The organism is Asticcacaulis aquaticus (assembly GCF_028550415.1).
In the GTDB taxonomy this organism is placed as follows: domain Bacteria; phylum Pseudomonadota; class Alphaproteobacteria; order Caulobacterales; family Caulobacteraceae; genus Asticcacaulis; species Asticcacaulis aquaticus.
This window is the reverse complement of the sequence record NZ_JAQQKX010000001.1, coordinates 173,057-186,482: the sequence shown is the minus strand read 5'-3', so window position 1 is coordinate 186,482 and position 13,426 is coordinate 173,057. Positions and strand designations below refer to the sequence as shown.

At 61.0% G+C, this 13,426-nt stretch carries 11 protein-coding genes; 1 reads left to right on the top strand and 10 read right to left on the bottom strand.

What is annotated here, in order from left to right; genetic code table 11:
- Positions 1–2 precede the first annotated feature (2 nt).
- Positions 3–1,361, bottom strand: a complete 1,359-nt coding sequence (locus PQU92_RS00875) for an MFS transporter (RefSeq protein WP_272746330.1) — start codon at positions 1,359–1,361, stop codon at positions 3–5.
- A gap of 305 nt (positions 1,362–1,666) precedes the next feature.
- Between PQU92_RS00875 and PQU92_RS00870 the strand changes: the two genes are divergently transcribed.
- Positions 1,667–3,373 (top strand): cation:proton antiporter domain-containing protein, encoded by a 1,707-nt coding sequence (locus tag PQU92_RS00870; RefSeq protein WP_272746329.1) that lies wholly within the window; start codon positions 1,667–1,669, stop codon positions 3,371–3,373.
- Positions 3,374–3,491: 118 nt separating this feature from the next.
- Here the strand turns inward: PQU92_RS00870 and PQU92_RS00865 are convergent, their stop codons facing one another.
- The 9 genes from PQU92_RS00865 to PQU92_RS00825 form a co-directional block, all read right to left on the bottom strand.
- Positions 3,492–3,851, bottom strand: a complete 360-nt coding sequence (locus tag PQU92_RS00865) for a VOC family protein (RefSeq protein WP_272746328.1) — start codon at positions 3,849–3,851, stop codon at positions 3,492–3,494.
- 68 nt (positions 3,852–3,919) lie between these two features.
- Positions 3,920–4,852, bottom strand: coding sequence for a TraB/GumN family protein (locus PQU92_RS00860; protein WP_272746327.1), 933 nt, complete (start codon positions 4,850–4,852; stop codon positions 3,920–3,922).
- 31 nt (positions 4,853–4,883) lie between these two features.
- Positions 4,884–6,431 (bottom strand): MDR family MFS transporter, encoded by a 1,548-nt coding sequence (locus PQU92_RS00855; RefSeq protein ID WP_272746326.1) that lies wholly within the window; start codon positions 6,429–6,431, stop codon positions 4,884–4,886.
- A gap of 2 nt (positions 6,432–6,433) precedes the next feature.
- Positions 6,434–6,874 (bottom strand): MarR family winged helix-turn-helix transcriptional regulator, encoded by a 441-nt coding sequence (locus PQU92_RS00850; protein WP_272746325.1) that lies wholly within the window; start codon positions 6,872–6,874, stop codon positions 6,434–6,436.
- 75 nt (positions 6,875–6,949) lie between these two features.
- Entirely contained in the window at positions 6,950–8,317 is a 1,368-nt protein-coding gene (gene hflX / locus PQU92_RS00845; protein ID WP_272746324.1) for a GTPase HflX, read from the bottom strand.
- A 30-nt stretch (positions 8,318–8,347) separates the two neighbouring features.
- Entirely contained in the window at positions 8,348–8,596 is a 249-nt protein-coding gene (gene hfq, locus PQU92_RS00840) for an RNA chaperone Hfq (RefSeq protein ID WP_023463956.1), read from the bottom strand.
- Between the two features lie 164 nt (positions 8,597–8,760).
- Positions 8,761–9,627, bottom strand: coding sequence for a D-amino-acid transaminase (locus PQU92_RS00835; RefSeq protein ID WP_272746323.1), 867 nt, complete (start codon positions 9,625–9,627; stop codon positions 8,761–8,763).
- Between the two features lie 132 nt (positions 9,628–9,759).
- Positions 9,760–11,163: a nitrogen assimilation response regulator NtrX gene (gene ntrX, locus PQU92_RS00830; RefSeq protein WP_272746322.1), complete on the bottom strand. Its 1,404-nt coding sequence runs from the start codon at positions 11,161–11,163 to the stop codon at positions 9,760–9,762.
- On the bottom strand, positions 11,163–13,382 hold the full coding sequence (locus PQU92_RS00825; protein ID WP_272746321.1) for a sensor histidine kinase NtrY-like: 2,220 nt from the start codon (positions 13,380–13,382) through the stop codon (positions 11,163–11,165). The genes ntrX and PQU92_RS00825 overlap by 1 nt, the downstream gene beginning before the upstream one ends.
- Positions 13,383–13,426: the final 44 nt, after the last annotated feature.

Below are 13,426 nucleotides of genomic sequence, written 5' to 3'. Positions count from 1 at the left end.
CGTCAATGGCCGAGACTTGCACCTGTGTCACGCGATAAACCCTTTGCTTTCAACGCCGCCTGAATCTGCGCATAGCGATCCGGCGTCAGGTCATAGGACTTCATCGCCCACGCCCCAAGCAAGAGGAAAACGACCGGGAGACCGACAAAAAAGATTTCGACCCACATAAGCGCCTGATCTGAATTGTGCGCGGCCTTGTTATCGAACCCAAGCGCCGCCAGCGCCGACAGGGTCAGGACCGAGAAAGCGTAACCGAGCTTCGTCGTCGCCGACAGGATCGACATCAGTGTGCCCTTCTGATCGTGACCGGTTTCCAGCAGGACTTCGTCGCCGATATCGGCCATCAGCGAGCGCGTCAGCAGCAGATAGGCGGCGTAGGGAATGCCGGCGAGGAAGACCGCCATGGCCATGACCGGGAAATTGCCCGCCGGCACGAAGGCCAGTAGGCCGTACAAGGCGGCGAAGATCACGCTCGAAACGACCAGTGTCTTGTGCTTGGAGTAACGCTTCGACGCCCAGTTCCACAGCGGCGCGCCGACCAGACCGGCGACGAAATAGAGCGCCATGGCGATGGTGCATTCGAACCGCGTCAGGCCCTTGGTCTGCATGAAGTAAAAGAAAAACAGAACCCCCATGATCCCGGGCGCCAGCCCCATCAGCAGGTCGGCCAGCAACACCCGGATGACGTTCGGGCGGCGGATCATGTCGAAATAAGCCCCCAGCCGGACGTCGTGCGTCGGCGCATCGGACGTCTTTTCCGGCACGACCCACAGGGCGATGCCGATCATGACGGGCAGGGTGACCATGATAAACAGGCCCATCCATTGCACGCCGGTCTGATAGGACTGACCGATCGCCTGAGCGATGACCGGAATACTGACGACACACAAAAGTCCGATGATATTGCCGATCTGCCAGAAGGCGAAGACCTTGGTGCGTTCGTCATAATCGGTCGTCAGAACGCTGCCCCAGCTCGACTGGCTGAGGGCCGCCATCGAAAAACCGATATAGACGACCAGCAGCCAGACGCCCATATAGAGCGCCGACGCGCCCGGCGGGACGAGGAACATGAAGCCGGTAGAGATGAACAGTACCGGCAGGCACAGGGCGATCCACAGCTTGAAACGACCGAACCGCGTTCGTGTGCGGTCCATCGCCCAGCCGATCAGCGGATCGACGGCGATATCGATCAGCTTGACCGCCATGAACACGTAACCGACTACCGCGATGCTGATGCCGATATAGGTAATGTAATATTCCGACAGGGTCACGGCCAGCGGCAAACCCAGCGCCGCAAAGGGCAGGCAGGGCCCGCAGAAGGCCAGCAGTTGCGGCCAGGTGACCTGTTTGGCGGATGACATCCTGTAGCCCCGTGGTTGTGGCCCTTCACTAAGGCCTGATTTGCCCGTTATACCAAATGATTTGGAATTGAACAATGTTCAAATTCAGTTAACGGCACAACCTGTATGCAGGGGAAGGGCTTCGCAAAGGTTTGCATGGCGTTTGTCGTTGCTTTTTCTCATTAATTTCCCTCGCAAGGGTTGACGTAACGTCCTTCAGCCCCGACATTAAAATCAATCCGCAATTCTGTCATTCACTCGGCGACGGTGCTTACGTACCGCCGGATTGCGGGCCTTTTCTGTTCCTCAAACTCTAAAGGCGTCCGATGGATCACCATAATATATCCCTCATTACGACTCTCGCCACCGGTTTCGGTCTGGCGCTCATTTTTGGCTTTGCCGCTGAAAAAATTAAACTTCCGGCACTGGTCGGCTATCTGTTCGCGGGCATTCTGATCGGTCCGGCGACGCCGGGCTTCGTCGCCGATACCCATATCGCCTCTCAGTTGTCCGAAATCGGCGTCATGCTGCTGATGTTCGGCGTCGGCCTGCATTTTTCGATTGCCGATTTGATGTCGGTGCGCCGTATCGCCTTGCCGGGCGCCGTGGTGCAGATGTCGCTGGCGACTCTGCTCGGTATGGCACTGGCTCATTGGGGTTGGGGCTGGGGGATCGGCGCGGCGCTGGTCTTCGGCCTGTGCCTGTCGTGCGCCTCCACCGTCGTGCTGCTTAAGGCGCTCGAAGCGCGCAACGCCGTCGACAGCATGAACGGTCGCATCGCCATCGGCTGGCTGGTCGTCGAAGACCTTGTCACCGTTTTGGTGCTGGTCCTGCTGCCGCCCATGGCGCATCTGCTCGAAGGCGGCACGAACGGCGCCGCCCCGGCGGGTAATATCTGGATCACGATCGGCCAAACCCTGCTGAGCGTCGGCGCGTTTATCGCCCTGATGCTGCTGGCGGGCAAACGCGTCCTGCCGTGGATACTGCTTCAGGTGGCGCGCACCGGGTCGCGCGAACTGTTCACCCTGTCGGTTATTGCAGCGGCCATTTCCATCGCCTGGGGCGCATCGGAACTGTTCAGCGTCTCGTTTGCCCTGGGGGCCTTCTTCGCTGGCATGGTCATGCGCGAGTCGAAGTTCAGCCACCGCGCCGCCGAAGAATCCCTGCCGTTGCGCGATGCCTTCTCAGTCCTGTTCTTCGTCTCGGTCGGCATGTTGTTCGATCCGATGGTGATGGTGCAAAAGCCGCTCGAAGTGCTGGCCGTGGTCGGTATTATCGTAGCCGGGAAGGGGATCGCCGCCGCAGCGCTGGTGCTGATCTTCCGCTATCCCATGAACACCGCCCTGACGGTCGCCGCCAGTCTGGCGCAGATCGGCGAATTTTCGTTTATTCTCGGTGGCCTGGGCGTCTCGCTTGGCATCCTGCCTCAGGAGGGCATGAGCCTGATTCTGGCCGGAGCACTGGTATCGATCGCGCTTAATCCGTTCATTTTCACGGCAATCAGGCCCGTGACGGCCTGGGTGCTGAAAAACTCCGAAATCGCCCGTCGCCACGAATGCCGCGACGACGTGCTGGCCGAGCTGCCGCAAACGACGGAAGAGCGTTATCTGAGCGGTCAGGTGGTTTTGGTCGGTTTCGGTCGCGTCGGCAAACGCATCGCGTCGGCGCTCGATGAGCGTGGCTTGCCCTATGTCGTCGTCGAGCAGAACCGCGAACGCGTCGAGGATCTGCGTCAGTCCGGCAAGGCGGCGGTCTATGGCAATGCCGTGGAACCCGACGTTCTCGCTCAGGCGCATATCCAGCACGCGGCCATGCTGCTGGTGGCGACACCCGATCTGATCGGTATCAGCCAAATGGTCGATGTCGCCAAACGACTTAATCCATTGATTGAAGTCGTGCTGCGAACCCACAGTGAAGACGAGATGAATTTCCTGCGTCAGGAGAAGATGGGCACGGTCTTTTTCGGTGAAGAAGAACTGGCCCGCAGCATCATGGACCATGTACTGAAACGCTTCGAGCCTCAGGCGGCTTAGCACAGACGGGGCTGGAGATTAATCCAGCCCCGTTGCCGCATGCATAATTTCCCATAAGATATATTATGCGATATTTCCTTGTGGCCGCCACGAGGGCGCGTCGTGGCGGCAATCCGCTCTACCCCAAAGGCTGATATAGTTCCACCTTGATGCCCGCCGGGTCCATGATCCATGCAAACCGGCCATAGGACTCGTCCATTCGCCCGGTCGGTTCGACGCCTTCGTCTCTGGCGTGCGCCAGTACGCCGTCGATATCATCGACGATCAGGTTGATCATGAAACTGGCGGTCGAAGGCTCGAAATACGTGGTGTCGGCGCTGAATGGCGCCCAGGTCGTATGGCCTGTGGCCGGATGCGCGAACATGGCACCGCCCCAGTCCGTGATATCGAAGCCCAGAACCCGGGCATACCACGCCTTCACGCCTTCGGGGTCTGCGGCCTTGAAAAATATGCCGCCCAGTCCCAATATTTTCGCCATGCCGCCCTCTTTTCGATATCCGGGTTATGCCGGTGTCAGGCTACGCTCAAAGATCGGCGGCGGCAATCTTAATCCAGAGGTGCCGACACGCGGTAACCTTTGGCGCGAAGGCGCTCCAGAACGCCGCCCTTGCGCAGCAGCAGGGCCAGCGGCAGCACGGCTACGGATTTACCAGGTCGGGTCAGCGCGTCGCTGACGGCATTGACCGAGTCCGCAACGCCGCGGTTCAGCGCCGCCGTCGCGACCGACGACCCTGACAGGCATTTCATCAGCGCCGAGCCCTGATAATGGGCGCGCACGGTGGCGATATCGCCGATCGACCAGGCTTTTGCCGCCACAGGCGCCCGGTCGATGTCAAAATCGATATCGTCCAGCGTATGGCTCAGACAGGCTTCGCCGCCCTCTTCGCTCATCGCATTGACGGCCTTGAACAGTGGACCGGCGTCGTAGCGGCCGGCGGCCTTGACCGGCACCCCGGCGGTGCGCGCCAACCCCTTGATCGTCGCCAGAGGCTCGCTCTCGCTCAACCCGTATTTTTGCAGCACCTCGCGCCGCAGACGGGCCCCGGCCCAGACCGGCTTGTCGCGGGCAAAATCCCGGATCGGAATGCCCGCCCGTCTGGCGGTGCTTTCATAGCGGGCATAAAGACCCGCCGGCAGGCTGTCTTTCAGGGTGCCGCGGTCGGGCAGTCCCTTCTTAGACATCAGACTCCACAGATCGCCCGGCCCGGTGGTGGTATCGGCGGGGGTAATCAGGCGGTTGGCGCCGCGCAAGGCGTTCTCGACGCGCTTCGTCGTCCATTTCTGCTTTTTTGGAAAGACCGGCAGGACGCCGATGATGATGACCTGACTGTCGCCATCGGTGACGCGCCACAAGGCCGGGCCCACCCCGGCCTTGCCGCGCACCACGACTTCGGTTTCGCTTTGCGACCAGTCTTCCTGCGCGCGCCCAACGCTTGGCACCAACAGGCTGATCAGCAGGATAATACGCCAGAGAATCATAGCGATCATCTTGCCGCAGTTTCACGACGGTTTAATGATCGGCCGCCATGGTTGGAGCTTCCGCCGCCCCGCCCCGGTTGATGCGGATCAGCAGCAACAGCGGAATGGCGGCCAGAGTCAGGAGGAACATCAGCCAGAAACCGTCGACATAGGCGATCATCCCGGCCTGACGCGTCACCTCGGCATTGAGCGAGGTCAGGCCGCCGCCTCCCCCGCCGCTGTTCAGGTAGGCGGTCAGGGCCGGATTGTCCTGCGTCAGGCGTTCGGCGATATTGGCGTGGGCTTCCTGACTGTTGCGCGCCCACAGGGCCTGAATGACGGCGATCCCGATGGACGAGCCGATATTGCGGACAAGGCTGTAGATCGCTGTGCCGTCAGCGCGCAGGTGCGGGGCCAGGGTCTGAAACGTCGCCGCCGACAGGGGCACGAAGACCAGCCCAAGGCCGATGCCCTGAATGACGCCCGGCCAGACAATGTCCTTTTCCGACAGGACCAGCGTATAGGAACACATCAGCCACAGCGAGAACGCGGTCAAACCGAAACCGACGGCCAGAATGAGCCGAAGATCGACCTTGCCGACCAGCCTTCCGACGATGAACATGGCCAGCATGGTCCCCAGCCCTGACGGTGCCGTGACCATCCCGGCCAGCTCCGCCGGATAGTGCAGAAGCCCTTGCAGGAGTTGCGGTACCTGCGCCCGCGTCGCGAACAGGATCATGCCGACAAGGAAGATGAACAGCAGTCCGGTCAGGAAATTGCGGTTTATCAGCAGGCGGTAATCGAGGAAGGTCTCCCCCGCCGGACAGGTCGCCGTATGGATGACGAAATAGGCGACGGCAATGGCGGCGATGATCGCCTCCAGCCAGATTTCGGCTGAGGAAAACCATTCAAGCTGTTCGCCGCGGTCGAGCATCATCTGCAAGGCGCCAATGGCGATGCTGAGCGCGGCGAATCCGTACATGTCGAACTTCACGCGTCGGGCACCGGGCTTCGACGGAATGAAGCGCCAGATGCCCCATAGGGCCAGCGCGCCGACCGGCAGATTGATGAAGAAGACCCAGCGCCAGTCGTAATTATCGGTCAGCCAGCCGCCGACCGTCGGGCCCAGAATCGGCCCGATCATCACGCCCATACCCCACACGGCCATGGCCGAGCCGTGCTTTTCGCGCGGATTGATATCGAGCAGGGTCGCCTGAGACAAGGGCACCAAAGCCGCGCCGAACGCGCCCTGAAGGACGCGCGCCAGCACGATTTCCAGCAAATTACCGGAGATACCGCACAGCATCGACGCAACCGTAAAGCCGCCGATCGACCACAGGAATACCGTCTTGGTGCCGAAACGATCGGACAGCCAGCCGGTCAAAGGCGTCGCGATGGCGGTGGCCACGATGAACGAGGTCAGCACCCAGGTGATCTGATCAATCGAGGCGTTCAGGCTGCCCTGCATGTGCGGCAAGGCGACATTGGCAATAGTGCCGTCCAGCGCCACGATGATGGTGGCCAGCATGATCGAGAAGGTGATCATCGTCCGTTCGCGCGGGGTGATGGTCCCCTCGCCTGTTTCCGCCGACACACTCATCGTCAGGACTCGTTTATAAGATTTTGTAATTGTTCCATTATGTCCGCTGCGATGGCCAGTTTTACCGGATCGAGGCGCGAGACGGTTTCGGCGCGGAAGGCGTCAGCCTCCTGCTTGACGCGGGCAAACACCTTGTGGCCGTCGTCGGTCAGGACGATATGCTTGACGCGGCGGTCGGCCTCGGAGCCTATGCGCTCGACAAGGCCCAGTTTCACCAGACGGTCGATCATCGAGACCATACTCGCCCCTTCGACGGACAGGGCCTGCGCCAGATCGCTTTGCGACGGCGGCGTTTCGGACTTGGCAATCAGGGCGATGGTCATCCAGCCGGATTCGGACACGCCCAGATCGCGCAGGCGTTTATCGAGCGCGCCGCGCCACAGGCGGGCGGTCGAATGCAGGGCTTTGGAAAAGCGTTCTTCAGGCGATATGGGCGAGGACATAGAAAGACACCTAATAGTTAGGCATCTAACTATTAGGTGTGCAATCGTTTTACAAGGGGGCGATCAGTTTATTTTTTACCACTGGTCCTGCGGCTTGATCGAACCCGTCATCTGTTCGTAACGGCCCAGCGCCTGATCGGACAGCTTGACCTTAAGATGGATATAGCCTTCTTCGTCATCGAAGCGACCCAGTACGCGCCCCTGATTATACAGGAAGGCCAGCAATTGCCCATCCTGCGGCGCCAGTTCGACGTCGATTTCGGTCCCGGCTTCGTCAACCTTCCGGGCGATGTCGGTCAGAAGCTTTTCGATCCCCTCGCCCGTGATTGCCGAAACCATGTGCGGCTTGTTCACCGCCCGGTCGGTCAGGGCGCGGGCATAGAGGATGTCCTTGGCCTCCTCGTCGAGCAGATCGACCTTGTTCCACACCTCCAGCATCCGCGACGTATCGAGTTCCGGATGGATGTGGTTGAGCACCTGCATGACGTCGTGCCCCTGCGCTTCGGCTTCGGGGTTCGACATATCGCGCACGTGCAGGATCAGGTCGGCCTCCAGCACCTCTTCGAGTGTGGCGCGGAAGGCTGCCACCAGTTCGTGCGGCAGGTCCGAGATGAAGCCCACCGTGTCCGAAATGATCGCCGCCCGCCCGTTCGGCAGTTTCAGTGTCCGCAGCGTCGTATCGAGCGTCGCGAACAGCATATCCTTGGCCAGCACTTCGGCGCGGGTCAGGTGGTTGAACAGGGTCGACTTCCCGGCATTGGTATAGCCGACCAGCGCCACGATCGGATACGGCACCTTCTTGCGCGCGCTGCGGTGCAGGTTGCGCGTGCGGCGCACCTCTTCGAGGTCGCCTTTCAGCACCTTGATCTTGTCGGCGATCATCCGGCGGTCGAGTTCGATCTGGGTTTCACCCGGACCACCAGTCGTGCCGGTGGCGCGCTGACGCTCAAGGTGGGTCCAGGTGCGTACCAGACGCGAGCGTTCGTATTCCAGCCGCGCCAGTTCGACCTGAAGCTTGCCTTCCTTGGTCCGCGCGCGGCGGCCGAAGATTTCAAGGATCAGGCCGGTACGGTCGACGACCTTCTTTTCCCAGGCTTTTTCGAGGTTGCGTTGCTGGATCGGGGTCAGGGTGGTGTTGATGATCACCACATCGGCCTCGACCTCGTCGCACAGGTCGGCGATTTCCTCGACCTTGCCGGAGCCGAACAGGGTGGCGGGGTTGGGTTTGCGCACACGGGCCGTGTGGGTCGCGGCGATTTCAAGGTCGAGCGCTATGGCCAGACCCGCCGCTTCATCGATGCGTGACTCTTCGTAACGACGCGCGACCGGAACGCCCTGCGGTTGTTTCACCGAAGGCTGCGCTCCCCCATGCGTGTTCATGTCAGGATCGATAATGACCGCACGCTGGATGCCCGGTGTGCGGTCGATAAATTTCGTGGTCAATCTTAAGCCTTAAAAGCTGAACCGACGATATCAGTCGTCGGAATCTTCTTCCTGCTCGTACAACTGAACGGGCGCGGCCGGCATGATGGTCGAAATTGCATGCTTGTAAACCAGTTGCGACTGACCGTCGCGACGCAGAAGCACGCAGAAATTATCGAACCAGCTAACGATGCCCTGCAGCTTGACGCCGTTGATCAGGAAGATGGTGAGAGGGGTTTTGGTTTTGCGGACGCTGTTAAGGAACGTGTCCTGCAGGTTTTGTTTCTTTTCGTGGGACATTAGTCAGCCCTCTTGTTTGGATTTTCCGGAGGCAAAAGCACCTCCACACAGAAAAAGGTAAAAGCCGGAAATTTACAATACCGCATGAGTACATAAATCCGTGAAGTATCATAGGCGACAAACGTCTTGCGATACAACTGTCCCAGCGTAAAATATTATTACGTTCAGACACCTGCCGTGCGACGCGCCCGCTCTATATAGGTCTGCCGGAGCGTCAGTGCCACCTCGCCCGGTTTTCCGTCGCCGATAATATCGGTGTCGATCATGATCACCGGCATGACGAAGGTCGAGGCCGCCGACAGGAAAACCTCTTTTGCCGCCTTGGCCTCAGTGAGCGTGAACGCGCCTTCGGAGACGTCGAAGCCCGTCTCGCGCAGGATCTCTAGCAGGCCGATCCGCGTCACGCCGGGCAGGATATTGGCCTTGAGACTACGGGTACGAACTTCGTTTTCGTGCGTCACTATATAGACATTGGCCGAACCGCCTTCGGTCACCAACCCCTCCGCATCGACAAAGATCACGTCCGACGCCCCCGAATCGCGCGCCGCCTGCTTGGCCAGCACGTTGGGCAGCAGGCCGACGGTCTTGATATCGCAGCGGCCCCAGCGGTTATCGGGCGCGGAGATGACCTTGATGCCCTTTTCGGCCTTGGCCAGAGCCGCCTGACGGTCGACGGATTTGGCGGTAATGACCAGAGCGGGCTTTACCGGCGTTGCCGGAAAGAAGTGATCGCGTGGCGCGACGCCGCGGCTGACCTGAAGATAGACCATGCCCTCGGTGATGTGGTTGCGGCGGATGACCTCGTTCAGCACCACGACCAGCGACGCCCGCGACATCGGCATGTCGATGCGCAGTTCGCGCAAGGACCGCTCCAGCCGGTTCAGATGGCCACCCAGATCGGCCAGTTGCCCGCCGAAGACCGACCAGACTTCGTAAACCGCATCGGCGAATTGATAGCCGCGGTCTTCGATATGGACGGTGGCGTCGGTGTGGCGCGTATAGGCGCCGTTGACATAGGCAATTCGGGACATGGCGGGATCTCTAAAGCGATATGTCGAAAAGTGTGAGCGGTTTTCGACGACAATATCGCGACAAAACAAAACCTAAAAGACTCAAGGGGCCTGAGGCCCCTTGAACCCCATAACCTATCCCAGCCGAAGTCTCTACAGGTCTTCGTCTTCCGGGCTGCGGATATGGGCCAGGCCGAGGCTTTTCAGCTTGCGATGCAAGGCCGAGCGTTCCATGCCGATGAAATTGGCCGTGCGCGAAATATTGCCGCCGAACCGCACGATCTGCGACGACAGATATTCGCGTTCGAACACTTCACGGGCATCGCGCAGCGGCAAGGCAATGATGCGTTCCGGACGGATGGCCCCGGCCACCGCCGATTCCACCACCTCCGCCGGCAGCATCTGCGCCGTGATCGGCTCGGACGGGTCGCCCGAGGCCAGGATCAGCAAACGCTCCATATTGTTGCGCAACTGCCGGACATTGCCCGGCCATTCGTGCACCTGAAGCGTCGCCATCGCGTCTTCGGACAGCTTGCGCTTGGGCAAGCCCTGAGCGCTGGAAATGCGGTCGATGAAGTAGGTAACCAGTTCGGCGATATCGCTGCGGCGCTCACTCAGGCCCGGCACGCGCACCGGCACCACGTTCAGACGGTGGAACAGGTCTTCGCGGAACCGCCCGGCGGCGATTTCCTGCGCCAGATCCTTCGAGGTCGAGGAAATGACCCGTACATCGACCTGAACGTCATTGACGCCGCCGACACGCACGAAGCGCTGCTCGACCAGCACCCGCAGGATGCGGCCCTGCGACTCCATCGGCATGTCGGCCACTTCATCGAGGAACAGGGTGCCGCCATGCGCGCGTTCGAACACGCCGATCTTGCGCGGACGACCGCCCTCGCCCTCTTCGCCGAACAGTTCGATATCGAGCCGTTCCGGCGTCACCCCGGCTGACGAAATCGGCACGAATTCGCACTTGGCGCGCGGGCTGGCGTCGTGGATCATCCGCGCCACCAGTTCCTTACCCGATCCGGCCGGGCCGGAAATCATGATGCGCGAATTGGCCCCGGCGACCTTGGAAATCGTTGTACGCAGCAGTTGCGCCGCTGCCGAATTGCCGACCAGCCCGTCCGGCACAACCGCCTGATTGCGCAGGCGCTTGTTTTCGCGGCGCAAGGCGGCCACTTCAAGCGCTCTCTGAACAACCATGATCAGGCGCTCGGTTTTAAACGGTTTTTCGATAAAATCGTAAGCGCCGCGCCGGATGGCGGATACGGCGGTTTCGATCGTGCCATGGCCCGAAATCATCACCGCCGGAATATCCGGGTCCAGTTCACGGATGACGTCAAGCAGTTCGAGGCCGTCGAGCCCGCCGCCCTGCATCCAGATATCGAGCACGACCAGCGACGGCTTACGCGCCTTGACCGCCCTGAGCGCCGCATTGGAATCGGCGGCGGTGCGCACGGCATAGCCTTCGTCTTCGAGGATACCCGCGATCAGTTCGCGGATATCGGCCTCGTCATCGACCACCAGAATATCAACGCCCGAAGCTACTTTCATCACACCCTCATCATTCTGGTCCCGTTATCCGGGGCCTCACTCGTTACAGGCTGGGTCTGGGTCTTGGGTAACCGCAAGATGGCCCTCGCCCCGCTCAAATGGACGGCGTCCGCCAGATAGAATTCGCCGCCATGGTCTTCCAGAATACGCTTTACGATCGCCAGCCCGAGACCTGTGCCTTTTTCGCGCGTGGTCACATAGGGCTCGGTCAGGCGATCGCGATCCTTATCCGGCAAACCAATGCCGTCGTCCTCGATCTCTATGGTCAGGAAGCCTTCCTCCTGACGCATCTCGACGCGCATTTGGCCACCTTCGCCGCCTTCGCCCGCCGCCATGTGGCGCGAAACGATGGCCTCGCCGCCGTTTTTCAGCACATTGCCCAAGGCCTGAGCCAGCATGCGCCCGTCGCAGACGACGCTGACCTCCGGCAAGGGCTCGGCGATGTCGATCTGCACGTCGGGTTTGGCGACGCGCTGGGCGAAGACCGCATGACGCACCAACTCGGCGGCGTCTTCTTCGGCAAAATTCGGCACCGGCATCCGGGCAAAGGCTGAAAATTCGTCGACCATGCGCCCGATATCGCCGACCTGGCGCACGATGGTGTCGGTCAAGCGATCGAAAGTCTCGCCGTCGGTCTCGATCTGCACCCGGTATTTGCGCTTGAGACGCTCCGCCGACAACTGAATGGGTGTCAGCGGGTTCTTGATTTCGTGCGCGATGCGCCGCGCCACGTCTTTCCACGCTGCGTTGCGCTGGGCGGCGACCAGACGCGTGATGTCGTCGAAGGTGAGAACGGCGCCGCCGGTGTCCAGCGACGAGGCCCGGACGCGGACGCGGCGCGTTTCGCCCTTGCGCACGAGATCGACCTCGGCCTCCTCGACCTTGTACGGCGTCACCTTGTCGAGCAGTTCGGAAATTTCCGGCGCCAGATCGCGAATGTGCCGGCCCAACGCCGCGTCGACGGCTTCGGACAGGAAATTGGCGGCGTGACGGTTAATCGCCGAAATGTTCTCGAATTCGTCAAGACCGACAATACCTGCTGAAATTTCCGACAGCACGGTCTCGATAAAACGCCGACGTTCCTCGGCCTCCTGATTGGCAGATTTCAGCGCCGCCTGCTGGGTTTGCAGGTCGCTGGTCATGCGGTTGAAGGCGCGCGACAGGACGGCGATGTCTTGCGATTGCTTGTCGGTCATCACGCGCGCGTTGAGATCCCCTGAGGCCACCTTGTCCGCTGCCTGCACAAGTCGGGCCACGGGCACGGCGATCGAGTCCGCCGCCGATGTGCCGACCCAGATCGCGCCGATCAGCACAAGAAGTACGGTCTCCATATAGGCCAGCGCAAACACGCCCTGAACGCGAGCCGAGTTTTCCGAGGTTTCGCGCAAATCGACGATGGCGCTCTGGGCGCTGGAGACCTTGTCCATGATGCCGTCGGGCAGAACCTTTACGCCGTAAAGCTTTGCGCCCCCGTAGCCCTGCAACGGATAGATAAGCCGCACCGCGTCCGGCGTCGAAAACACGCCGCCGCCGATATCGCCTTCGGCGGCCGTGTCGATGGCGTTCTGCGACGGCGTCAGATAGGGTGGTGCACCGGGATTTTCCGCCCGCGCCAGCACCTGACCGCTATCGTCGATCAGATAGACCGCCGTCAGTTCCCCGCGTATCGAAATGAGATCGCGCATGGCGACGCCGAAGCTGAGGCGGTTGGCAAAGAGTTGCACCATATAGGGACGTTGCAGGTCGCGCGCGACGTCGGTCAGGGTGTCGCTGGCCGTATTGACCTGGGAATCGAGAAAGGTCTTGGCGATAAAGGCGCCGTTTTCGACCGAGGACTGCACCCGGTCGGAAAACCAGGTCTCGACCCCGCGATTGACCAGCACCCCGAAAAACAGGGCCACGACGAAAGCCGGGGTCACCGCGGCCAGAGCGAACATGGTCACGAAACGCACATGCAGCCGCGCCCCGGCGTCCGCCCCCCGGGTCCGCGCCAGATGAAACACGCGCCGCAGGACGAAGAAGCTGAGGGTCAGCAACAGCGCCAGATTGGCGCACACCAGACCGAACAGCACCGGGCTGGAGGGCCCCAGCGGTCCGGACCCTGGGGCGGCGATAATCATCCAGATGATGAAAGCCGTGATCAGCGCCGACAGCGCATAACCGCCCGCCAGCCCCATGCGACCGCGCTCGGTGCTTTTCAGCCCCCGGGAAAATCGCATGCGCCAGAACTCAAGGCGACGTTTTACGCTTGTGCCCTTCAAGA